The organism is Amycolatopsis sp. cmx-4-61 (genome assembly GCF_046548775.1).
Taxonomy (GTDB): Bacteria; Actinomycetota; Actinomycetes; order Mycobacteriales; family Pseudonocardiaceae; genus Amycolatopsis.
The window spans coordinates 283,000-307,215 of the sequence record NZ_JAEBEI010000001.1 but is presented as its reverse complement, the minus strand read 5'-3'; the positions used below and the strand labels follow the sequence as shown (position 1 = coordinate 307,215).

At 68.9% G+C, this 24,216-nt stretch carries 13 protein-coding genes and 1 pseudogene; 11 read left to right on the top strand and 3 right to left on the bottom strand.

Annotated elements, in window-relative coordinates; all coding sequences use genetic code 11:
* Positions 1-321: 321 nt before the first annotated feature.
* Positions 322-3,498: an AfsR/SARP family transcriptional regulator gene (locus tag ACLJOU_RS01555; RefSeq protein ID WP_410562284.1), complete on the bottom strand. Its 3,177-nt coding sequence runs from the start codon at positions 3,496-3,498 to the stop codon at positions 322-324.
* A 1,820-nt stretch (positions 3,499-5,318) separates the two neighbouring features.
* On the opposite strand from ACLJOU_RS01555, the pseudogene ACLJOU_RS01550 reads away from it, so the two are divergent.
* From ACLJOU_RS01550 to ACLJOU_RS01535, 4 genes and pseudogenes are all read left to right on the top strand, one after another.
* Positions 5,319-5,858, top strand: a pseudogene (locus ACLJOU_RS01550) (S8 family serine peptidase); the annotation flags it as partial.
* Between the two features lie 278 nt (positions 5,859-6,136).
* Positions 6,137-6,793, top strand: a complete 657-nt coding sequence (locus tag ACLJOU_RS01545) for a toll/interleukin-1 receptor domain-containing protein (RefSeq protein WP_410562281.1) — start codon at positions 6,137-6,139, stop codon at positions 6,791-6,793.
* Between the two features lie 77 nt (positions 6,794-6,870).
* Entirely contained in the window at positions 6,871-9,012 is a 2,142-nt protein-coding gene (locus tag ACLJOU_RS01540) for an ATP-binding protein (RefSeq protein WP_410562280.1), read from the top strand.
* A 1,180-nt stretch (positions 9,013-10,192) separates the two neighbouring features.
* Positions 10,193-10,633, top strand: a complete 441-nt coding sequence (locus ACLJOU_RS01535; protein WP_410562278.1) for a DUF3558 family protein — start codon at positions 10,193-10,195, stop codon at positions 10,631-10,633.
* 508 nt (positions 10,634-11,141) lie between these two features.
* On the opposite strand, the gene ACLJOU_RS01530 is transcribed toward ACLJOU_RS01535, so the two are convergent.
* Complete coding sequence (locus ACLJOU_RS01530; protein ID WP_410562276.1) at positions 11,142-14,093, bottom strand: BTAD domain-containing putative transcriptional regulator; 2,952 nt, start codon at positions 14,091-14,093, stop codon at positions 11,142-11,144.
* Positions 14,094-14,657: 564 nt separating this feature from the next.
* Between ACLJOU_RS01530 and ACLJOU_RS01525 the strand changes: the two genes are divergently transcribed.
* From ACLJOU_RS01525 to ACLJOU_RS01505, 5 genes are all read left to right on the top strand, one after another.
* A complete protein-coding gene (locus ACLJOU_RS01525) occupies positions 14,658-15,182 on the top strand; it encodes a hypothetical protein (RefSeq protein WP_410562273.1) in 525 nt (174 codons plus the stop codon).
* A gap of 108 nt (positions 15,183-15,290) precedes the next feature.
* Entirely contained in the window at positions 15,291-19,055 is a 3,765-nt protein-coding gene (locus ACLJOU_RS01520; RefSeq protein ID WP_410562271.1) for a restriction endonuclease fold toxin, read from the top strand.
* A 4-nt stretch (positions 19,056-19,059) separates the two neighbouring features.
* Positions 19,060-19,461: an Imm7 family immunity protein gene (locus ACLJOU_RS01515; RefSeq protein WP_410562269.1), complete on the top strand. Its 402-nt coding sequence runs from the start codon at positions 19,060-19,062 to the stop codon at positions 19,459-19,461.
* A gap of 131 nt (positions 19,462-19,592) precedes the next feature.
* Positions 19,593-21,386 (top strand): FG-GAP-like repeat-containing protein, encoded by a 1,794-nt coding sequence (locus ACLJOU_RS01510; RefSeq protein WP_410562267.1) that lies wholly within the window; start codon positions 19,593-19,595, stop codon positions 21,384-21,386.
* A gap of 72 nt (positions 21,387-21,458) precedes the next feature.
* On the top strand, positions 21,459-21,743 hold the full coding sequence (locus ACLJOU_RS01505) for a hypothetical protein (RefSeq protein WP_410562266.1): 285 nt from the start codon (positions 21,459-21,461) through the stop codon (positions 21,741-21,743).
* A gap of 158 nt (positions 21,744-21,901) precedes the next feature.
* Here the strand turns inward: ACLJOU_RS01505 and ACLJOU_RS01500 are convergent, their stop codons facing one another.
* Positions 21,902-22,774 (bottom strand): SDR family NAD(P)-dependent oxidoreductase, encoded by an 873-nt coding sequence (locus ACLJOU_RS01500; RefSeq protein ID WP_410562265.1) that lies wholly within the window; start codon positions 22,772-22,774, stop codon positions 21,902-21,904.
* 537 nt (positions 22,775-23,311) lie between these two features.
* On the opposite strand from ACLJOU_RS01500, the gene ACLJOU_RS01495 reads away from it, so the two are divergent.
* Entirely contained in the window at positions 23,312-23,707 is a 396-nt protein-coding gene (locus ACLJOU_RS01495; RefSeq protein ID WP_410562264.1) for a hypothetical protein, read from the top strand.
* An 11-nt stretch (positions 23,708-23,718) separates the two neighbouring features.
* Positions 23,719-24,123, top strand: coding sequence for a hypothetical protein (locus tag ACLJOU_RS01490; protein ID WP_410562263.1), 405 nt, complete (start codon positions 23,719-23,721; stop codon positions 24,121-24,123).
* Positions 24,124-24,216: the final 93 nt, after the last annotated feature.

Sequence of the window (24,216 nt, the reverse complement as noted above, 5' to 3'; positions counted from 1 at the left end):
TCACCGGCTTGAGGTAGTGCTGTCACGCGGGAACACCTGAACTGCGTCGTCCAACCCGCGCTGGCCGGGCATTTGCAGGGCGATCGAAGGCGGCAAACGGCCACGGGCGACCGCTGGCACAGCGACTGATCGACGATGGCAGCACCTTCCTGGACGTGCCGTCCAAGCTCAGCAGCGGGTGCGTCAACTGACCAGTGGGCACGGCCGCAAGACTGACCAGGTCGACGCCCCTGCCATCGGCCACGCTGGCGCCGGAAACACCAGCAGCATCCCAGCAGCCAGCGAAATGTTTGTCGGACACGCCCAATTGTCAGACACGACCTAGTTATGAGATTCGATCGTGCGGAGTAGGGCGGCCGTGCGGGCCGCTTCGGGGGCGTGGATCTGCTGGTGGATGGCGAGGGCCTGCCGGGCCAGGGTGATCGCGTGTGCGGTGTCTCCGGCGCGGTGGAGGCATTGGGCTTGGCCGGCGAGGGCGTTGGCTTCGTGGAGTTTGGTTTCGCAGGCGCGGGCGAGTGTGAATGCGGTGGTGAAGTGGGTGTTCGGGTCGCCGGCGTCGGGGTGGTCGAGGGTGAGGTCGCCGAGTGCGTTGTGGGTTTCGGCTCGGCCGTCGGTGTCGTCGACCTGGGTGAAGAGTGCCAGCGCGGCGGTGAGTCGTGTCGCAGCAAGGTCGTGTTCGCTGTTCTGGTGGTGGGCGATGCCGAGTTGCAGATGTGCGTTGGCCTGTCCCAGCCGGCTGCCGATGTCGGTGAACAGCTGCAGCGCTCGGGCCTGTGCGTCCATCGCCGCCCCCAGATCACCCCGCAGCCGGTACACGATGCCAAGGTTTTTGAGGGCGTAGCCCTGTCCCAGCTGGCTGCCGGTGTCGGTGTACAGCTGGAGCGCGCGGGTTTGCACGTCTACCGCCGCCTCTAGATCACCCTGCAGCTGATACGCGCCTCCAAGGTCGGTGAGGGCGTTGCCTTGGCCCAGCCGGTCGCCGGTGTCGGTGTACAGCTGCAGTGCGCGGGTTTGCACGTCCATCGCCGCCTCTAGATCACCCTGCAGCTGATACACGCCTCCAAGGTCGGTGAGGGCGATGCCTTGGCCCAGCCGGTCGCCGGTGTCGGTGTACAGCTGCAGTGCGCGGGTCTGCGCGTCCATCGCCGCCCCCAGATCACCCCGCATCCGACACACGAGCCCGAGCTCGTTGAGGGCGTTGCCTTGGCCCAGCCGGTCGCCGATGTCGGTGTACAGCTGCAGCGCACGGGTCTGCGCGTCCATCGCCGCCCCCAAATCACCCCGGAACCGATACAGGGCGCCGAGATCGTGGAGGGCGGTGGCTTGAGCAGGGGGATTGTTGGCGTGGGTGGCGGTGGTGAGTGCGGTGTGGTGGATGGTGTGGGCGTGGTGCCATTGCCCGGCGGTGCGGAGGTAGGGGTGCAGGGTGGTGGACAGCTGGAGGGTATGGGTGGGGTGAGTGGTGTGGGTGTGGTCGATGGCGGTGGCCAGGACCGGCAGTTCCGTGGTGAGCCAGGCCATGGCGTCATCGAAGCCCGTGATGAGCTGGGGATGGCGGGTCGAGACGGGGCTGGTGGGGCCGCTGGGGGTGCGGTCGACGGGGAGGTGGCTGGTGGCGCAGTGGGTGGTGTGCAGGTAGTAGTCGAGGACCCGGGTGGTGGCGTGCCGGCGGTGGCCGGGATTGAGGGTGTCGGCGTGGGTGCGGGCGTGAAGGCGGAGCAGGTCGTGGAGGCCGTAGCGGTCGGGGCCGGTTTCCTGGACAAGGTTGCGGATGTACAGAGCGCGCAGGAGGTGGCGGGCCTGGGTGGGGGTGGTGTCGGTGAGGGCGGCGGTGGCGTGGGGGTCGATGTCGGGGCCGTGGTGCACGCCCAATAGGACGAACAGGTCGCGTTGCTCGGCGGGCAGGTCGTGTAGCGAGGTGTCGAACACGGCGCGGACGGACCGTTCCCCGGCCTGCAGTTCGTCGAGGCGGTCGTAGGCGTTGGTGAGCAGGTCGGCGAGGTAGCGCACGCTCCAGGCGGGGTGGGTACGCAGCTGGGAACCGGCGACGGCAATGGCGATCGGCAGGTAGCCGCACAGTTCGACGATGCGGGCGACCTGCTCGGCGTTGGTGGTACCGGGGTCGCGACGGGCGCGCCGCAGCAGCAGTGCCGCGCCTTCATCGGGGCTGACGATGTCGAGGGAGATGGGGTGGATGTCGTCGAGTTCGGGAAGGCGGTTGCGGCTGGTGATGATGACGAGGCTGCCGGGTGTGCCGGGGAGCAGGGGTTCGACCTGGTCGTGGGTGGCGGCGTCGTCGAGGATCAGCAGCATCCGGCGTCCGGCCATGAGGCTGCGCCATAGCCGTGCCCGCTGTTCCATGTCCCGGTGGGCGCTCAGGACCTGGCCGTGCACGCCGAGGGCGGTGAGCAGGGAGTGCAGGGCGTCGAACGGGGCGGTGGGTTTCTGGTCGGGGGTGTGGCCGTGCAGGGGGAGCAGGCGCTGGCCGTCGGGGAAGCGGTGGGCGAGGCGGTGGGCGGCCTGGATGCCGAGGGTGGTTTTGCCGATGCCGGGCATTCCGTCGATGGCGTGGATGGCGATGGTGGTGGTGCCGGTGTCGGCGGCGTTGTCGACGGCGGCGGTGAGGGTGGCGAGTTCGGGTTCGCGGCCGGTGAAGTCGGTGATGTCGCGGGGCAGCGCCAACGCTTCGGGGCCTGCGGGGTGGCCGGTGGTGGGCCCGGGCGGGTCGGCGATCAGGTTCTGGAGGCCGAGGTAGGCAGTCGCGGAGCGGCCCGCGCCGAGTTCGTCGTGGGCACGCGCGTCGAGGCGGGCGGCCCAGGCACTGATCTCGGCGTGCCGCCCCGCCGCCGCCAGCGCCTTAGCCCCGAGCAGCAGAAGGTCTTCGTCGTGCACGAGGTCGTCTTCGCAGGGGCCGAGCATAGCGATGAGCTCGTCGCAGCGGTTGGTGTCGAGCAGGTGGGTGAAGAGGGATTTCAGTGCGGCCTGGCGGTGCAGACCGAGGGTGTAGCGGATGCCGTCGGCCCAGCGGCCGTTCACGGTGGACAATGGCCGCTCGCGGCAGGTGGTCAGGATGCGCTGAAGCCGGTCCCAGTCGGTGTCGGCGCGGGCGAGGGTGATCTCGTCAAAGAAGCGGTGGTAGTCCACCATCATGGGGCTGACCGCAAGGGTCCAGGACCGGGTTGACCGTTCCCAGCGGATGGCATTCCGGTCGCCGCCAGCGGCGGCGAACTCGGCGCGGAGCCAGCCGAGATTGCGCCGCAACCTTCTCTGGCTTCGTCCGGTTTCGTCGTCGGCGGGGTCCGCGCTTGATCCGGGTGGATCATCGTCGCCCCACACGCGCTGGATCAGAACGTCTCCGGTGACCGGTTTGCCGGCTTCGACGGCCAACAGTGCCAGCAGCCGTGCCACCGCCGACCGTTGCGGCCTGATCAACTCGCAGTCGCCAGTGCGGAATCCGACCGGTCCCAGCAGCTGAATCCCCACGCTCCCCGGCGCCATACACCCAGTGTGCCGCTCTCCACGCCCCGGCAGAGGAACTCCATCGACTCGTCACTCCGCCGTGACGGGCCGCCCCTCAATCCGCCGGATACGTCGTCACCGGATGCGACGTCCATTTCGTTTTCGTGTCATTCGGGTGACCTGCTCAGACGTCGTTCGGTTCGGATCCGGATTCACCTGGCTGGTGGACACGGTGTCGGTGCCGTGTCTGGGTGTGTGTCCGCTTCACTGTCCGCCCGGTTGCCTGATGCTCGGTGCGGCTCCTGGTCAGGCAAGGGAGCGGAGACGGAGACCGGCACCATGAGCGCGTCCACAATCACCACCCGCCACAACCTGATACTGCGGAGCACCAGCCTTGCCTGCGGCCTGTCACGGTGGCGGCCGGCAGTCGCAGCCGTACCATCTCCTCGATCTGGGCGGGGAGGTGGCGGCGGTGATCGAATTCGTCGGGCACAAGCAGCGGATGACGTTCTGTGACCCCGACGACGACGAGTCGTAACCAGATTCGAGCGTCGACGATCAATCGAGAAGGGTGTCGTGCATCGCCCGAAGATCAAAGTCAACCACCGCGAGGTCGTAGTCGGCGGCGACCCGGTACACGCTGGGGACGGATACGCCGAACTCGCACGCGATGGCGCGCTGTGTCGGGGTTGGGGGTCCGGCGGATCGCGTCGGCGACCGCGTCGCGGAACTCGGGGGAACGGGCCGGGCACCTCCCAACCGTGCCGCCTGCGAGTCACTACCTTCTGGCTTGAGGGCACACAGTTCACGCAAAGTTCGTCGCAGATGAAGGCCTTCCAGTTGCAGCAGGGGGCCGAGATTCACTTAACCGAGTGGAGGCGATTGCAAGCACCGACACACCACACGACCGGGTGAAATTCGGCGTGTCACGGCACGTCTTCGCCGACCTGCCGCCGTTCACGTGCTTCGCTGCTCTGCGTCCGGGAGCACGGTGCAGGACAGCGGTGTTGAACGACCGAATGGCGACGGGTCTCACCCCCGCGCCCGATAGGAAGAACGACCTCGGACTTAGTGCGCCGGGGTCGTTGGTTCGTATAGAAGGGGCGGTAAGTATTTACGTAGCGCGCAGATGAGTACTTACTCGCGCGCCGAAGAAAAAGGTGGCGCCTGAACTGTTGGAGCAGTCCAGGCGCCGAAGAATCAAAACCAACATGGCCTGCAGGAGTTGATTCATGAAGCAGCTTAACACTCGACGTGGCCCAGAGGATGACGTAGAGGGTCGCCGAGACGGGTGGCTTTGGGCACTCGGAGCCCTGCTGAGCGGGCCGAACCCGCCGCCGGGCTTGCAGAAGCTCGCCCTGATCGCGGCCGCTACGGTGGTGAGTGTCGCGGCCCTGGCCGCGACGGTCCTAATTGTGCACCCCGAGGTGCTGACGGCGTTCGCGAGCTCGGCGGCCGTCCGGTAGCGGGCGCGGGGCCGACGCGCCGAGGGGGAGGGGGCGCGTCGGCCCCGCGGGCTTGACCCTGCCGCGGTCGGTGCGCGGTTCGGGGCTGTCCACAGCAGCTCGGCGAGGAAGACACCGGCGGCCTTGTTCATGGTCGTGAGGTAGCAGGTCAGGTTTGGGCACGGCCGTCGAGCGGGTGCTTGACGGAGCCGAGGTTCGGAGTGCTGCCTCGGCTGCAGTACGGGGCACCACTCGAAGCCAAAGCTCAGAGTGCTGCCTCGACTGCAGTCGGGGCACAGGGCTAGCACCCTTAGTAGAGCGGTCGCAGTCCCTCGAAGGGGGCACCGACACGCGCTTCCTTCCCTCCTCTTAGTTGGGCAAGCAAGCGAGCTCGGCTGAGTCTCGGTCAAGCTTCTCCAGCCGCCGCTGCAGAACGCTCCCGACCTCTACCGCGCGGTCACCGCCGCCGGAACGAGCCGCGCTGAGATTCAGGCACCGGATCGCCGGCGGGTCTATTCGCTCGCCGTCACCGCCCCCGCGACGACATCGACGGACGGCGCGGCTTCTGCTTCCGCAGCGGGACAGCCGTCGTTCTGGTCGGCCAGCCTCGATGCGCTCGCCGCCGGTCGCAGTGTCCTCGCCGGCGAGGACGGGCTGGTGTTCCTCGACGATGCCGACCAGGACGCGAAGCGGTTGTTCGTCGTGTCGGCGGGCAACGTGCGGTCCTGGAATCCCGGTGACGAGCACCTGGACCGCAGCGACCTGGAACCGGTGGAGGACCCGGCCCAGGCGTGGAATGTCCTGGCTGTCGGCGCGTACACCGAACTGGACTCCATGACCGGCGCGGCCGCTGACTTCGCCGGCTGGACGCCGTGGGCGCCGCGCGGGGAGCTGTCACCGTTCAGTCGCACTTGGGTGGCGTTCAGCCGGACGCGGCCTGTCGACCGACAGTAAGGCTGGCCTGCTGCGACACGGCGAGCTGCGACAAGCCAGATAGTTTGACGCGAACTTCCGCCGGTCGCGTCAAACTATCTGGCCTTTTCATCGAGGTCCTCGCTGGGGGCCGGGCTGTCCTCGACGCCTCGTAGCCGCATGTAGATAGCCGTCAGCTGTTGGTCAAATAGTGGACAGTTCCTACCCGCCGAGGTTGCTCAGCGGCGTATGCATGTGTGGTAGGGCATCCTGATCGTCGGCAGCTGGCCAAGACAGGACAGGTACGGATGGGAGCCGCTGTGGGCGGGGTGTTCATCAACTACCGCGGCGACGACAGCCGCGCCATGGGCGAGCTGCTCGACCGCGATCTCGCTGCGACGTTCGGCCGGGAGCAGGTGTTCCTGGACTGCTACTCGATCCCGCCAGGTGCCGACTTCGTCCAAGAACTGATGACACGGGTCCGGTGCTGCCGGGTTTTGCTGGTCGTGATCGACCGCGACTGGCTAACCGTCACTACACCCGCCGGCGGTCGACGAATCGACGATCCTGCTGACTGGATCCGCGGCGAGATCGTCGAGGCATTCGCCGCCGGAGTTCGAGTGGTACCAGTTCTGGTCGACGACACGGACACGCCCACCGAGGGGCAGTTGCCCGCCGACCTGCAGGCACTCGCGCGCTGCCAGGCTGTGACCGTGCGCCGGCGTCATACCCGCTTCGACGTCAACGTCTTGATCCACCAGCTGTGTGAAGTCGAGCCGACACTCGCCCTGGCGGCCTCAAGCGCGCCGAGCGCCCCGGACACGACGATCACTGACGCTCCCGGGCCGCGCGGCGTGAACGTCACCGGCGGCGTGCACGGCACTGGAGCCGGAATCACGATCGGTGCGGCCACCGGCGACCACTTCACCATCGGCACACCACCGCCCCCTGCGCAGCAGGCGCACAACCCTCGCTAGCCGACGCGGACCACGGGCACACCACGTCGGCGGCCGACCCGCCCGACCCCGGCACTACCCCGGACGCCGGTACGGCGGTGACCGCGAGCATCCACGGTGACCTCGTCGCCACCGATCACGGTGCCGCCGTCGGTGTGGTGCACGGCAACCTGAACCTGCACCCGCCACCACCGCGACCCACACCGGCCATCCCGCAGCAGCTGCCCGCCGCACCGGGACTGTTCACCGGCCGGACCGCGGAACTGGCCCGCCTGGACCGCGCCCTGACCCCTGCACCGCAGGGGCAGCGGCAGGGGCAGGGCGCGACGGTGCTGGTCTCGGCGATCGGCGGCGCCGGAGGCATCGGCAAAACCTGGCTCGCCCTGGCCTGGGCACACCGCCACCTGGAGCGGTTTCCCGACGGGCAGCTGTTCGTCGACCTGCACGGCTTCAGCCCCACCGATAAACCGGTGCAGCCGACGGTGGCGGTGCGCGGGTTCCTCGACGCCCTGGGCGTCGAGGCGAACCGCATCCCCACCGACCTCGACGCCCAAGCCGCGCTCTACCGCAGCCGGGTGGCCCGGCGGCGGATGCTCATCGTGCTGGACAACGCCGCCACCAGCGACCAGGTCGCACCGCTGCTGCCCGGCTCGCCGTCCTGCACGGTGCTGGTCACCGGCCGGCACCGGCTGGACTCGCTGATCGACCGGCACGGCGCCCGCCACCTGCCCCTGGACGTCCTGTCCCCCGAGGAGGCCCGCGACCTGTCGGCCGCCCGCCTGGGCGCCGACCGCGTCGCCGCCGAACCCGAGGCGGTGGACGAGCTGATCGGGCTGTGCGGGGGCCACCCGCTGGCGTTGTCGATCACCGCGCGCACCGCCGGCACCCGCCCCGACACTGCGTTGGCCGAGGCCGCCGCCGAACTGCGCGACCTCGGCCTGGAGGCGCTCGATCACGACACCGACCCGGCCGCCAGCCTGCCCACCGTGCTGTCCTGGTCCCTGCGCTACCTCACCGACGAGCAACGACGCGTGTTCGCGTTGCTGGGCATCGCCCCCGGTCCCGACACCACCCCGCCCGCCACCGCCGCCCTCACCGGCCTGCCCGACCGCTCCGCCCGAAAGACGCTGAACGGGCTGGAGAACGCCTCCCTGCTGGAACGGCGGCCGGGCGGCCGCTACGCGATGCACGACCTGATCCGCCGCTACGCCACCGACACCGCCCACACCACCCTGCCCGAGCAGGTGCGGGCAGCGGCCTTAACCCGGGTGGGGGACTTCCACCTGCACAACGCCCACGCCGCCGACCGCCTCCTGGACCCCCACCGCCTGCTCCTGTCTCCCGAGCCGCCCGCGCCCGGCGTGCACCCGCACCCGCTGCCCGACACCGACGCGGCGATGGACTGGCTAGACGCCGAGCACGCCACCCTGCTGGCCACCCAGCGCACCGCCGCCACCCTCGGCCACCACCACACCGTCTGGCACCTGGCCTGGAACCTGAACACCTTCCACCTCCGACGGGGACACCGGCATGACGCGGTCACCACGTGGCAGGCCGCACTGGAGGCCGCCGACCACCTGCCCGACCCCGCTACCCGCAGCCGCACCCACCGGAACCTCGGCCGTGCCTACTCCCGGCTGGGCCTGCACGAACAGGCCACCACCCACCTGGAGCAGGCCCTGCACCTGGCCCTGCGCCACCACGACCCCACCGACCAGGCCCACACCCACCGGGCACTCGCGCTCGCCTGGGGACAGCGGGGGGACGACCGGCAGGCCCTGGAGCACGCCCGGCACGCCGTCGCCCTCTACCGCGCCCTCGACCTGCCAGTGTTAGAAGCCGGCGCGCTCAACCAGGTGGGCTGGTACGCCGCGCGCCTGGGCCGGTTCGACAGCGCCCGCGAGCACTGCCAGGCCGCCCTCACCCTGACTCGACACCACCACAACCTCCAGGGCGAGGCGGCCACCCTGGACAGCCTGGGCTACATCGCCCACCACACCGGCGACCACCACCAGGCCCTCGACCACTACCACCACGCCCTCACCCTGCGCCGCGGCCTCGGCAACACCTACGCGGTCGCGGGCACCCTCGACCGCGTGGGCCATCCCCACGCCGCGCTCGGCCGGCACGAGCAGGCCCGCGCGGTGTGGCGGGAGGCGCTGCAGCTGTACCGGGACCAAGGTCGCGACGCCGACGCGGAGCGCGTCCAACACCAACTCGACGACCTCGACCACACCTGAACCACGACGCTGCCTACCAGGCAGCTACCGGATAGCGGAGCATTATCGGCAGAGTGATCCACAGCGGCGGCACCACCGGCTGCGCTCGACGGACAGCGACGCACCCGCCCTTCCGCGTTGAGAGCTGGGCCTCGTGAGCGCTCGAAGGCCGCGGGTGAAAGCTGATATCGATGGGGACCGGACCAGGTCGTTTGACCGCCGGGCCACCTTCGTGCCAGTTCGAGTGACCCCGCGCCAGGTTCACTGCCCGCCGACAGTCATGTGTCCGACGGCGTGGGAGTTGGCCCGGCCGCGGGCGCTGACCAGCGGCCGGCCAGGTAAGGCGACCAGTTCAGCGTGCCGATGGTCGTTGTATCTGGCCCTTTTCACGCATGCCGGGGTAGTAGCCGGATTTGAGTTCGAGGTGGTTCGGGAACGGTGCCGACGTTGCTACCGCGTTTTGGCGAACTTGCCGGGATCGGCGTGGCCGACGCGATACCGCAGAAGCGCGATCGCGCGGGAAGACTGGCCGTGCCGGGCCCTCCCACACGATCGCGCTTCCTACCGTCAGAATCCGACCAGCGGTATACAAACCCGTAGTTGTGGCCGTCGGGGGCGTACAGCGCGATGTAAACGTTGTCCGCACCGCCCACCACGTCTGCCGGGACGGGGACGTCGATCGGCCAGTTTCCGTCGCAGCGCGGAGTCGAAGTCGCGCCGTCGCCGAGAGGGTTGTTCCCTGCGAAGGCGAGGCCGTACACATATCGGCCACATCCGACGGCGTGCAGGGTGCCCGTGAGGATCACCTGCCGGTTGGTGAAGGTGGCGGTGCCGTCGACGTAGCTTGCTCCGTAGGGGACGTGGAAGTGCCGGGCGACAGACGCCGGCGCAGCCGTGGCGGCGGGCGCGCTTGCGAGAACAAGCCCGAGAGCTGCTACGCCGGTTGCTGCGACGGTGCGGCGGCGTCGGGTGCGGCTAGTTGTCGGCCTGGTGTGTGGTGTGGACTTCAGCATGGCGAACAAGAAACCCCTCCTGTTAATTCAGCATCCGGAATTCCGGACCCGCAACACCACACGCCGACGTCGAAGGCCAGGTTGTCGCCTGCGCCTGCTTTCACCCGAATGCAGCTCCGCGAGGTCAGCCCGTTTGCGTGGACTCTTGGCGGCTGCGGTGGCGTCCGTTCTAACCGAATTTACGCGAGTTGCACTTCAGGACCCCACCTGTCGAGACCCACCCGTCCGCCTGCGGGTCACGCTGTCGTACTTCATCGAACCCAACCCCGGCCGGCGCGGCTGGCAACGTCGCTACAGCTACCCTTCCCACGGTCTCGTCGCAAGCAGCTTTTTGGTGCGCCGATGCAAGTAAACTAGTACGACCTGCGCTTCGCCCAGCTCGGCGAGCACATCGGTGGGCTACGGCAGACATGGTCACCGAAACCTCGATCGACGGCCTGCCCGCCATCGTCTACCACCAACGCGGCAGCACCGACGACTGCTCGGTCGCCGTCCAGGCCACCGACCAGCAGATGCTCACCTTCGAGATCACCGGAAAGGACCTGCCCCGCAACTACTGGGCCGATGACCGATGCGGCGGGGTCGCGAAAATGGCCGAAGCCGTCATCGGCAACCTCCGCCAAAACTAGACAGCAACTCGTCACGCGGTGTCGGCGAAGGCCGCGCTGATCGCTGGTCGGGTCTTGTTGGAAAACTCGCGAGCCGTCGTGACGAGGTGCGAGACGCCGGTGGGCATGCTGGGGTCAGCAACCGGTGGTGGTGACGCTGCGCGGCGACGCGCGGCCGTTTCTGTCGGTGCTGGTCGCTACGATGCCGGGCGAGGACTTTGTCAGCCTCGAACGGACGCGGGACGCTGCCTCAAGGGGCTTGGCAGCTCCCCCGCGTCCGGCCCCAACCTCAGAAGACCCCAGCTGGGTTGGCGGCTCGGGTGCGAGCCGGGCGTGGCCTGTCAGTTCGGTCGGTTGCGGTGGCGCCGGACGAGGTCCGTCAATTGCCGTGGGTGGACAGTCCGGGTCGGTACACGACGCTGAGCGACGACACCTGCCGTTCCCGCAAATACCGCCCGTTCCAGCTCCGCAAGCCGCCCCTCGTCTGCTAGCAGCTCAGCCAGGCGGAGGGCGGCGGACGTGTGACTGGTCAGGCGTGCCCGATCGGGGTGTGGTGGCTGAGGTGCCGGCGGAGGCGGGTGAGGCCGGCGGCGGCCATTTGCTCCCACCATTTGTCGCCGACTTCCTGGGCTAGGTTGATCGCCTGGCGGTAGTGGTTGATGGCCTCGTCGGGGTCGGTCAGGGTCATGCCCAGTCCGGTCAGTGCCATGGATTCACCCCAGCGGTCGCCGGTTGCGCGGGTCAGCCGCAGGGCGTGCTCCAAGTGCTGTCGGCTCTGCGGTGGCGGGTTGGTGAAGCCCAGTCCGATGGACGCCAGCCCTTCGCCCCAGCGGTCGCCCACCTCACGGGCGAGCCGAAGGGCCTCGCGGAACCGGGCGGCGCCTTCGGTGCCGCGGCCTGCGTGGTAGTGCAGGTCGCCGATTCCGACGAGTGCTCGCGCGGTGCCGCAGCGGTCGCCGGCCCGTTCGTACAGCTGCGCGGACAGCTGGTGGTGGGCGAGGCCCGTGGCGTGGTCGCCGTCCCGGGCGTGGATGAACCCGAGGTGGTTGAGGGTCTTGGCCTCGCCCCAGACGTCGTGGTCGGCGCGGTCCAGTTCGAGTGCGCGGTGGTGCTGATCGATCGCCTCGTCCGGACGTCCCAGCCGCCAGTAGCCCAGGCCGAGGCTCTTGCGGATCTCCGCCTCCGCCGGAGTGTCGCCTAATACCTGGGTGCAGTTCAGTGCGATGCGGTGGGTTTCGATCAGCAGGTGCAGATGCCCGCGAATGAAGAAGTACCGCCACAGTGTCTGCGCGAGCTGCCAACTCTGCTCGTGGTGCCCACGAGCGGCCGCGGCGGCCACGATCGCGGACAGATTGAGTCGTTCAGCTTCGAACCACTTCAGCGCGTCCGCAGCCGTGCTCATGGCAGGCAGCCGTGCGGGTCGGGCGGAGGTGATCGGGAACCGCTTCCGGGTCGGCTCCAACAGGTCCGCGGCCAGCGCGGCGGTGTGGATGTAGAATCCGTAGGTTCGGGCGGTCGCCGCCCTCCGCAGGTCGGTCGATTCGATCTTGGCGGTCTCACGGGCGTGATCCCGGACCAGGTCATGGAACCCGTACCGGTGAAGCGCCGGCTGGACCAACAGGTTCACGTCGACGAGGTCCTCCAAAACACGGGTGGTTTCCTCGGTCCCCGAGCCGGTGATCGCAGCAACGGCGCCCGGGGCGACGTCGATCCCGGGGAAGTCGCCGAGCAGCCGGAACAGCCGCTGTTGCGTGGGCGTGAGCTGCCGGTACGACAGCGTCAGCGCGGTGCCGACGCTGCGGTCGCCGGCGCTGAGCGCGGGCAGCCGGCGGTGCTCATCCCGCAGCAGCGACAACAGATGATTGATCGTCCACAAGGGACGGTCCCGGAGCCGGGCCGCGGCGATGCGGATCGCCAGTGGCAGGAACCCGCACAACCGGCAGACCTCGCGCACCTGCGCGTCCTGCCCGCCGACCCGCCGGGCGCCGGCCACCCGGGCGAACAGGTCAGCCGCCTCCGCGTCCGACAGCACGTCCACCGACAGAATGCCGACCGCGTCCAGGCTGGTCAGGTGGTTTCTGCTGGTGATGAGGAACTGGCAGTTGGTGCCGCCTCCAGGCAGCAGGGCACGGACTTGGTTGGCGTCGGCGACGTCGTCGAGTACCACAAGAACGGTTCGGCCGACCAGAAGTGAGCGCCACAGTGCCGCGCTGTCGTCGATCCCGTCCGGGATGCGGTGTCCGTTGACGCCGAGCTGCCGCAGCAGCGCGTCCAGCGCCGCTCGCGCGGTGAGCGGCGCGTGCCTGCCGCTGTGCGTGTGCAGGTCGACGAACAGCTGGCCGTCCGGAAACCCATCTGCGAGACGATGCCCGAGCCGCACGGCGAGCGCGGTCTTGCCGATCCCGGCCATCCCGCAGAGCACCTGCACCCCGGGGCCGCTCGCGGTACGCAGCGTGTCGGCCAGACGGTCGATCTCGCCCGCCCGGCCGACGAAATCGGGCACGTCGCGGGGCAGGAAGTTGCGGCCGGCCGTCCGGACCGGCGATACGGCGGGTATCTCCTGCCGCAATACCGTCAGTTGTGCGGCCCGGATCTCGGGACCGGGCTTCACACCCAGCTCTGCCGCCAAGCGGGCGGCCAGGTCGTCGAACAGCTCCAATGCGGCCGCCTGATGCCCGGAGCCCGTCAAGGCCGTCATGAGCCGCGCGTGCAAGCCTTCGTGCAGTGGTTCGTCGGCGCGGACGGCCTCGAGCTGGGTGATGCTCTGTTCGTGTCGGCCGAGCAGCTGCCCGACGTCGGCGAAAGCCAAGGTCGCCGAAAGGCGGCGGCGCGACACCGCCGCTGCGACGGGACCCCAGGCCATCTGGTCGTGCCCGGCGAGCACGGACCCACGCCAGCAGGCCAGGGCGCGCCCATAGCGGTCGTGCGCGACGTCCAGCTCGCCGGCGTCGTGGGCCGCTCGTGCCTGCGCCGTCAACTCGTCGAACTGCAAGAGGTCCAGTTGATTCGGGTCGAGGTCGAGTTGGTAGACGCCGCGGCGGACAGTGGCCAGGCGCACCGCGGGACCGAGTGCCTGGCGCAGCCGCCGTACATACCGGTTCACGAGCCCCATGTGCGACGCGGGAGGACGGCCGTCCCACAGCGCTTCGACGACGTCGGCAAGCGCCAGCGGCCGGTTCGCGGTCAACGCCAGCAGCCCGAGCAGACTCGCCTCCCGGGTGTCGCCCAGCGCCAGCGGCCGGCCGTCGCACTCGACGGTCAGCGGCCCGAGCACACCGATCCGCAGCGCGCGGGGTGCCGGCTCCGCCAGTGCGGCCAGCAGCTGGCGGACGGACGCCGTCCGTGGGTTGCGGACGATGCCCTGCTCGAGATCGCGCAAGGTGCGGACGCCGATCCCGGCTCGCCGTGCCAACTCGGACTGCGTGATGCCCAATTCGCCGCGCCGCCGTCGCACCTGTGCCGACAGCGCGGCCGGATCCACATCCATCCGGTCCCCCCGCGATCCCCCGGTCTCCTCCTGACAGTAATAGTGCCCTCACTCACCGTTTTTGTCCGAGCCACGGCCGGGAATCCGCCGATAGGCGTAACCGCTGCACGCTGCACGGTCTCGCTGTACCACCGGTAGCGGCAGAATTGCCGCTCTGATTCGGCTCAGCGGGTCCCGCTGGAGGCGTTGCGGCTGGTCTACGTGTTGACCACCGCCCTTCACCGCAGTCTTTCCAGCGGCCCTGCGGCGTTCCCGCCGATCGCTAACGTCGATGCGCAGGGGTGCGGCCAAGGGGGAGGCCAGAGTGGGGACAGTCTTTGCACGGCCCGAGATGGGTCGTCATCGCAGTGGTGGTGGTGATGATGGTCGTCGCCGTCTGTGGCGCCGCCGCGGTGACCAGTTGTGGGATCTGGTGACGGCCAAGGATGGCGTGCAGATCCGGAACCGAGCGACGAACCGGTGTCTGGGGCGACCGGTGGCGCGGCCGGTGCGGCCGCGGTGCAGTTGGACTGCGACGCCACTTCCCGTTCGTGTGACGACAAGTAGCTGGAGAAACCAATGAGGCGTCATATCAAATCGATTTTGCTCGTCACCGTGGTCGCCGCGGCGGCGACCGCCGGCTGTATCGCGACCGCCAGCGCCGATGGCGGCACCGACCAGCCGCCGTCGGTCGTGGAGGATTTCAGCTATCCCGGCGCGACTCAGATTCTGGGTGACACCGGCGTAAAGCTGGTCTCCGGTGACGGACACGTCCTGTTCGCCTCCTGCCCGAACGGGCCCGACACCGTCGGGCTGATCCAGGTTCGCTCCTCCGATCTGATCGGCACCAACCATGACGGCAAGATCTGCTTCCACGTTCTCGGCGGCACCGGCTGGCTCACCATGCAGATTCCCAACGTGTTCTCCATCCGCGGCGACGGCCTGCAGCCGGGCCAGGGCCACAGACTGAAGGCCAAGCTGACCACCAGTGCCGGTGCTGAGTCCACCGTGGACGTTAGCCCGAGCGGCACGACGCAGGTGGGCATCGCCACCACTCCGCCGGGTGACCCAACGACTCTGCTCCGCCTCGACGCGTCGTCCTGAGTCGACGGATCCGAGCGTTCTGGAACCACTGTTGTGTCAATTACGAGGGGGATGACTATGCGAAGGGTCACGGGCCGGCTGAGAACGGCTCTCGCGCTGGTTCTTACGGTGGCGGTCACCGCGGGACTGGTTCCGGCCGCACCTTCTGCGGTCGCCGGTCCGACGCAGCAGGCCGTGACTGCGACAACCGGCAGCCCGAGTGTCCAGGCGCGGACCAAGGCGCTCCTGCTGTGGCGCCTGGGCGGCCCTGCCACCAAACGAGACGCGGCCGCCGCATTGCTCGGCACGGACGCGGATGTCGCCGATTTCCTGAACCGGGTCAAAGCCACGGATCTCGTGATCGACCATGACATCGCAGTCAACCGACTGATGTCATCCGGCGGTCCGGCCACGCAGACGGCTGCTCAGCAGGCCCTTGACGCCGGCAGCGACGCCGCTCTCATCGCGTTCCTGGCCGACGGATGGGAGACCCCGCACGACAACGACCTGAGCCTGCGGGTCAACCGGGTGATGTCGGCCGGTGGCCAGCAGGTAAAGCAGGCCGGGCAGTACGCGCTGGACGCCGGCACTGAGGACGCGCTGCAGGCGTTCCTGGACAGCGGATGGCAGCGGCCGTTCGAGGTCGATCAGACGGTCAAGGTCAACCAGCTGATGTCGGCTGGCGGCCCGGAAGTGCGGCAGGCTGCGCAGCAGGCCCTTGACGCCGACACGGTCGAGGCGCTGAGCCAGTTCATTGCCATCGACCTGCCGGTAGCGCAAGCGCGGGACGCGGAAACGGCCAGCATCACTGACCTTGTGTCGACTGTGAAGGCCGCTGCGGACCAGGCCGCCGCCGAAACCCAGGCAGCGAAGCAGGAGTCCGATCGGGCAGTCGCGGCGGCGGCGGCCGCGCAACGTGCTGCGCAGGCGGCCAAGGACGCGGCGGCAGCCGCGCACGACCATGCGGATCAAGCCACGGATGCCGCGGCCAAGGCGGCGTATGCGGCGAACCAGGCCGCCACGACGGCCCAGCAAGCGATCGGTGCCGCGAATGCGGCGTCGAGTGCGGCGCACAACGCGGCCGCCGCAGCGACCCGCGCGGCTGGTGCTGCTTCACGTGCAGGACAGGCGGCCTCCCATGCCTATGATGCGGCCGCAGCCGCCGTCGGCGACAAGAACAAGGCCAGTGACGCGAAGCTGGCCGCGCAGACGGCCCGGGACGCGGCCATCAGCGCCAACTCGGCTGCCAACGCGGCCCGGTCGGCCCGCACGGCATCGCAGCAGGCGGAGACAGCCGGTGCGGCCGCCCTCGACGCGGCGGCGCAGTCGAATGCCGCGGCCGCGGCGGCGACCGACGCGGCCAACAACTCTGCCGCAGCGGGTGCTGACGCCAGTCAGGCACAGGCGGCGGCTGCGACCGCGCGTGCGCAGGCGGCACGCGCATCGGCCGCCGCGAACGCAAGCAAGTCGTGGGCCCATAAGGCCAGCGACGCGGCCGGGCAGGCAGCGGATGCCGCAGCGGCCGCGGCATCAGACGCGAATGCCGCGGCAGCGGCGGCTGATGACGCGGCAGCGCACGCCGGCGAGGCGGCCGATGCGGCCCAGAAGGCAACAGCTCACGCGAACGCCGCGACCGCTGCGGCCACCGCAGCAGCAACGGCCGCGACCCAGGCCGCGCAGATCGCGAAGGCCGCACGCGACGCCGACGATGCCAGAATCGGCCTCGCCGGGCAGCAGGCCGACGACGTTGCCAAGGCGGCGCTGGCACAGCATCCCGCCGCGCCGGGATCCCGGCGCACCGATCGGGACCAAGCCAGTACCTGGGACGCCGAGACGAATCGGCTGGTCGCCGAAGCGAACGCAGCCGGCGCACCGCGGGCCACACAGGTGGCGGATGCCCGCAAGGTGGCGCTCACCCTCGTGGCGTCCGCCGGACCATGGACGGCCGCCGCCGCGGACGCCGCCCTGACCGGTACCGACGATGAAGCCGTCGACTTCATCAAGACCGGTCTGACTGCCGCCGCCGGACAGGACGACCGCGTCGTCCTCGATCAGGTGAGCGGCAAGGGCACGCCAGCGTTGCAGCGGGCCGCGACGACCGCCCTGGCTGGTTCGGATGGCGCCGTCCGCGACTTCCTCCGCACCCGGACGTACCCGGAGGCGGAGCAGGACGACACCATCTCGGTAAACCAGATCATGTCCGCGGCACGTGGCGCCGGGCAGACCTTGGTGGTGCAGGCGGCACAGCGAGCCCTGGACGCCGGCACCGACCAGGCCTTGCGTGATTTCATCGCCTCCGGGCAGTACACCGCGCTGAGCATCGACGACGAGGTGAAGGTCAACCAGGTCCTGTCCGGGGCCCGTGCGTCCGGAGCGCGCGAGCTCGCCGCGGGTGCACAGGCAGCGCTGGACGGGCCGCCGCTGCTGCTGCACGAGTTCCTTACGGTCGGCCAGTTCAGTGCGGCGCGTCGAGACCAGAACACAGCCGCCCACAACGCTGCGGTAGACAGCTTGCTGTCCCGGGCCGCCAGCGCGGCGTCGTCCGCGCTGCACGACGCGGACGAGGCTCAGGCCGCCGCGGCGCGGGCGCGCAACGCCGCCGACGAAGCGGCCGGTTATGCGCGCCAGGCCGATATCGCCGCTGATGAGGCAGCCACCAGCGCCAACAAGGCCGCGGCTGCGGCGGCTGCTGCGGCTGCCTCGGCGCAGCAGGCCCGCGCCTCGGCTGACTCCGCTGCCCGGGCAGCCGCAGCGGCTGCCGGTTCAGCTGACCGGGCGACCAGGTCCGCGGCATCGGCCCAGTACTCGGCCGACCAGGCCGCGAGCTTCGCCCAGCAGGCCAGCCTGTCTGCCCATCAGGCGCACGAGGCGTCGGTACAGGCGGGCAAGGACGCTGCCGATGCCGCCGAGGCGGCGAAGCAGGCGTGGCTGAGCGTCACCGACAAGGCCAAGGCCGAGAAGCAGCACGCCGTCGAGAACCGTCAGAGGGCGTGCCAGAACGGCGTCCGTGGTGCCTGGGTCATCAACATCTACAGCACCGACGACTGCATCAAACTGTTCTCTGGCACTAAGGAAGAGCGCGATGCCGTGCTCGACCATCTCCAGAAGCTGTGCCGCGCCGCCAATCCCGAGGGTAGCGACGAGCTGGCGAAGTGCCTCGATCCGCGCAACCTGATGGACCCGAACTTCCACACCAGGGTGCCCGGGCCCATGCCGAAGTGGATCGAGGTCACGGTCGGTGCTTTGCTCGGCATCGGCATCGGTTTGGCCTGTCCCGAGTGTGAGTTGCTGGACATATTCCTGGGCGGCGAGGTTGAGATCGGGGCGGCAGAGACCGACGCCGCGCTCGCTGAGGAGGCGGCCGCTGCGGCCGCCGCGGCCAGCGCCGATGGCCTCACGTCGGCTGCGGCTGCCGCCGAGTTGGGTGAGGCGGAGACGCTGGCCGCCGAGGCTGACGCCGAGGCTGCGGAGCTCGCGGCGGACGCTGAGGAGGCGTCCTCGATACCGCAGTGCGTCGAGGGCGAAGAATGCATCAATGGCGGGCTGGGCAGGCTGATCAAGTCGAACGATCCGGATGCGCAGGCCGACAAACTGGCCGAGCGGATCGGCGGTGAGTCCCGGGTCCATTTCGAGAACGAAAAAGAGATGAACCTGGACGGCGAAGTCGATGCGGTTAGTGAGCGATATATCGCCGAAACTAAGCCTGCTGGCCAGAGCAAAGGTTCCAAGTTTCGAGCCCAGGCGCGGAAGACCTTCGAACGTGCTCGAATATCAGGGCGAACGCCGTACTTCCACTTCGAGGGACCACCGACCGAGGAAGTTTTTCAGCTCCTTCAGCGGTATGCTGACAGGTACGGGATTGAGCCGGTCATCGACCTTGAGCCGCTAGGGTGACAGTATGTACGAATTTCATGGCTGGTTCGGTATAGCGGAATCAACCGAAGAGATGGATGAAGGCACTCTGGCGGCAGGTATTGCGGAGCTGCGGGCCAGGGTGGCGAGGTCGGGGTGGGCGACCGGTGAGGTTCGCCTTGCCCTGTACAACGGCCAGCACTACCTGATGGCGAACGGGTTGGTGAAGCGTTGGCGCGATGAGGCAGAGGAGTTGGTCGCGCTCCTTGATCACGTCGCGGCGCGGTTTCCGGGTAGCTACGGCGTGCTGTACGAGCGCTCCGATGACCCCGCCGACTTCAATCCACCGGGTGACAACGCCTTTCGGGTCAAGGTCATGTCGAGGGGGCGAATCGAAGTCAGGTTGGATCCGTTCCTATCACCGTGCCGACCCGTGATCGAGGACTGACCTAATTCCGGTCGGGGTACTCCTTCAACGGTATGGTGCGGGCGGGTGTCCGCCCGCTCGCACCATACCGTCCAGTGTTGGTCGGCCATCGTTTGTCGTGCTGTTACTCCGACCAGTAGAAGGGCTGTCTTATGCCTTACAGAGGCGCGCGTGCGGTGTGGACATCTGGTCTGCTCGCCGCGACCGTGATATTGGCGACCGGTGCGCCGGCCGGTGCAGTCGCCGGAGCCCCGGTCACGGAGGATTCCCTGACGTTCGTAGCGAAGATCGAGACTGCTGGGCGGGCGTGCACGGGCGTGCTGGTCACGCCGCAGTGGGTGCTCACTGCCAGCAGTTGCTTCGCCGAGGCGGGCGGAACGGTCACGCCGGGTGCGCCGAAGCAGGTGACGACGGCGACAATTGGCCAGACCGTGTTGTCCAGCACCAAGGGGCGCGTGGTCAGTGTGGTGGAGCTGGTGCCGCACGAGAATCGGAACCTGGTGCTGGCCCGGCTGCAGACGCGGGTGGACATCGCACCCGTCGCCATCGGGACCACGGCCCCGGCAGCCGGTGACACGCTGCGGGTGGCGGGTTACGGGCGCACTGCCACCGAATGGGTCCCGAACCAGCTTCACGCGGCGGCGTTCACGGTGCAGGCCGTCGAGGCCTCGACCGTGTCCGTCACCGGCGCCACCAGCGACGCCGCGGTCTGCAAGGGCGACGCGGGTGGACCCGCGCTGCGGGAGGCGAACGGACGGGTCGAACTCGTCGCGATCTCCAGCACCTCCTGGCAGCACGGGTGTTTCGGCGAGGCCGAGACGCGCAACGGGGCGATCGAGACCCGGGTCGACGACCTGGCCGACTGGATCAAGCAGAAGGCCGTCCCGCGCTCCGCCGACGGCAGTGACATCAACGGCGACGGGCGCGACGACATCGTCGTCAGCTACGACCAGGGCGACGCCAACATGGCCCTGTTCAGCTGGCGCGGCGCGCCCGACCGGATCAGCGGCAACCCGGTCTCGTTGTGGAGCAGCGGCGCCGGCAACTGGGAGAACTACCGGGCCCGGTACGTCACCGGCGACTTCAACGGTGACGGCAAGACCGACGTCGCCGCGTTCTACGACTACGGGGGCTGGCGGACCGGGTTGTGGGTCTTCACGGCCACCTCGACCGGATTCAACCTCGACCTGAAATGGGACAGCGGGGTCGGCAACTGGGACAGTGGCCAGGCGAAGTACGTGGCCGGTGATTTCAACGGTGACGGCAAGACGGACATCGGCGCCTTCTACTACTACGGCGGCGGCCAGACCAGGCTGTTCCTGTTCACCTCCACCGGCGGCGGCTTCACCCGTAGCGACAACTGGCTCAGCGGTCCTGGCAACTGGGAGAACGACCTGGCGCGGTTCGTGGCCGGCGATTTCAACGGCGACGGGAAGACCGACGTCGCCGCGTTCTACGACTACGGCGGCAGTAAGACCGGACTGTGGGTTTTCACGTCCAACGGCACCGGGTTCGCCCTGGACCTAAAGTGGAACAGCGGCTTCGGGAACTGGGACAGCGGTCGGGCGAAGTATGTGGCCGGTGATTTCGACGGCGACGGGAAGACCGATATCGGCGCCTTCTACTACTACGACGGCGGTCAGACCGGATACTGGGCATTCACCTCCTCTGGCACCGGCTTCACCCTAGATCAGAAGTGGAGCAGCGGCGCCGGCAACTGGGAGAACAACCTGGCCACCTTCGTCGCCGGCGACGTCAACGGCGACGGCCGGACCGACATCGCCGCGTTCTACGACTACCCGGGCGGCGGCCTGACCAGGATCTTCGTGGCCAACGGCGGCCCCAACGGCATCGTCACGCCGCTGTTTTCCTACGTGGGCTGGGAAAACCCGCCCGGCACTTGGAGCGGTACCCGCGCCAAGGTGATCTCCACCTCGGCCAACTAGTCAGGGGAGGCGCGATGTCCGCGACCAGGATTCGCTCGTACCTTCCACGCCTGCTGGCGACAAGTACTGCTGGTGGCGGGCATCGTGACGGTCCGTCAGCAGGCTGCGTCGACCTCGACCGAGACGGTCGATGGGATCGTTCGGTCCAAGGCCGCTCTGCTGTGGTCGCTGGGCGGTCCGGTGACCAGGGCCGGTGCGACCGCGGGATTCCCGAAGTGCCGTATTCGGCGGGCGTTCACGGTCGAGACGGTCACGGGTCCGACGTTGCCAATGAGCGGCGACAACGGTGGCGACGCCTGCAAGGGTGACGCCGGCGGGCGGGTGGCGACGGCACCGGCAACCTCGTTGGTGTGGTGACCGCTTCGTAGCAGCACTCCTGTCCCGGGGTGACCGACACGCGGCGCGGCGCTGTGGTGACCCGAATCGACGATCTGCTTGGCATGACAGGACGTTGGCCCGGGCCTGCGTCCGGTTCGGCGGCTGTGCCTTGCGACCGGCTGCTGTCGGCGCAGCGGTCAGTCTCTGATCAGGTTCGCCGACACCGTCCAGAGGCGTTCTGCGGTGGCGGGGTCGAGAGCCCATTCCTTCACCCCGTGCGGGTGGTCGGCGAGTTCGGCGTCGTCCGACACTCGGTACGCCTCTTGCGCGTCGTCGAGGTAGTGGCCGCCGGTGTGGGCGAACTGCGGTGCGACTGCCGCGACGATGCTCGTGGCCGCTCCCTGTTCGACCGTCTTGTAGGTGAAGATGCCCGCGGCTTCGGCCGCGGCGAGGGATTCCCGCTGAGCCGGGGTGAAGTTCCGCTGCAGTCCGGTCGCGACTCCGCCGGGGTTGACGGCGTTGGCGTAAATTCCGTCGGTCGCCCAGCGGCGGGTTGCTTCCACCGCGAACAGTGCGTTCGCCGTTTTCGACTGGGCGTAGGCGATCTGGGGGTCGTATGCGCGGCGGGTGAAGTGCAGGTCGGCGAAGTCGACGCCGGAGCGCATGTGCGCGGTCGAGCTGACCGAGACGATCCGCGCTTCGCCGCGGTCGGCGGCGCCGCGGGCGAGGGCGCCGTGCAGACCGGTGGCCAGAGCGAAGTGGCCGAGGTGGTTCGTGGCGAACTGTAGTTCCCAGCCTTCCGCGGTGTAGGCCGGTCCGCCGGTGACGATGCCCGCGTTGTTCACCAGCGGGTGCAGGGGCCCGACCCACTCCCGCGTGAACCGGCGGACCGACTCCGGGTCGGCGAGGTCGAGCCGGGCGACCCGCGAACGGGGTCCTGCGGTCGCGGCGGCGGTGTTCCGGACGGCCAGGGTCACCTCGGCTCCGGAGGCGGCCAGCGCCCGCGCGGTTTCCGCGCCGATCCCGGATGAGGCGCCGGTGACGATCGCGGACGCCGGCGAGGTCGACACCGGCCAGGCACGTCTGGTTGAGACAGCAATACGCAGGTCCAGTGCCTCTTTCGAGAGGCGCTGGACCTGCTGTGCGTTCAGCCTGACCCCTGCTTCAGCTCTATTGGTGTAGGGATGAACGGGCGAATAGGAATGTCGGACAGTAACGATCATGCCGCGGCGAGGCACGCGTGGCGAGCGTTCACGGGCGTATGAGGACGCCGTCGGCGCAGGGCAGGGGACCCGGTCGGCGCTAACGCAGAGAACGAGATGCCAGCTACCGACAGTCGCCGCGCGAACTTGCATCCCGGGTGGCGCGCTGCCGTCGCGTGAGGGCGATCAGGCGTCGCGGGCGGCTCGGTCGGTGACGGCCCACAGCGTGCCGATGACATTTGGTTGCCGGCGAACGTTTCCATGCCACGCCGCGCCGACAACGCGAGTACGTCCGGTGACGTATTTCCTGCCGCCACAGTGTCGCTTCCCGACCGATGCGTGCGCTGCGTCCACACCCCGACACTTGGGCACCAAGCCGCTTCCAACAGCGAGGAGGACAGTCCGGTGTCCGCAGAAAGCCATCCGGCCCGTACCGCACTCGGCCGTGCCCGCGGCCGGCACCGGGCATACCTCGTCGCCACGTGCGTCGCGCTGCTGGTGGCGGCGATCGGGGACGAGGCCACCGGTTACGACGGACCGGGGCCGTTCATCTACCCGGCGTTCGCGCTGCTCGTGGCGCTCGTTCCCGGGCGGTTCACACCGTTGATCGCCACTGCCATGGGTGCGTTCTTCGTCATCGGCGGCGTCGCTTCTCCGGTGTTCGTGCACCGGCTGCTCGACCCGGGCCACCTCGGTGATTTCGTGGCCGGTTGGGGGCAAATGGCCGGTTTCGCCGTCGCCGCGATGTGCGCGGTGGCCGCGGTCGTCACCGCGCGCCCGTCCCGTCAACTTTCCGTGTGAAGGAGTCCGACATGCTCCGCAGTCTCAACCGCAACACCGTGCTCGCGTTCGCCGGCCTGCTGATCGGCATCGTCGGGCTGCTCGTGCAGTGGGCAGCCAACCCGGCGAAGTTCGCGGCAGCGCAAGGCTTCTTCGGGCTCGCGTTCCCGCCCGGCATCCTGTTCATCCTCGTAGCCGGCCTGCTGTCACTGGCCACAGCCCGCTGGTGGTGGCACCCGGTGTTCAGCGTGTTCATCGCCTTCTGGATCGTCGGGGTCGGAGGGATGTCCGGACAGCTCACCCCGAACCTCGTGTCCTCGAATACCGGTACCGTCGCGGGCAATGTCGTGATGTCCGTCGGCCTGATCCTGGCCTTCGTCGCCGGGATCATCAGCATGGTCGGTGGCCGCCGCACCCGGCGGCTCGTGCAGGGCTGATCCACCGGCGAAACGGCGCTCACACTCTTGCCCGAATCCGTCGCCTACCTGACACCCCGCCCGCATCAGGGACGTATCTACGCATTGTCGCCC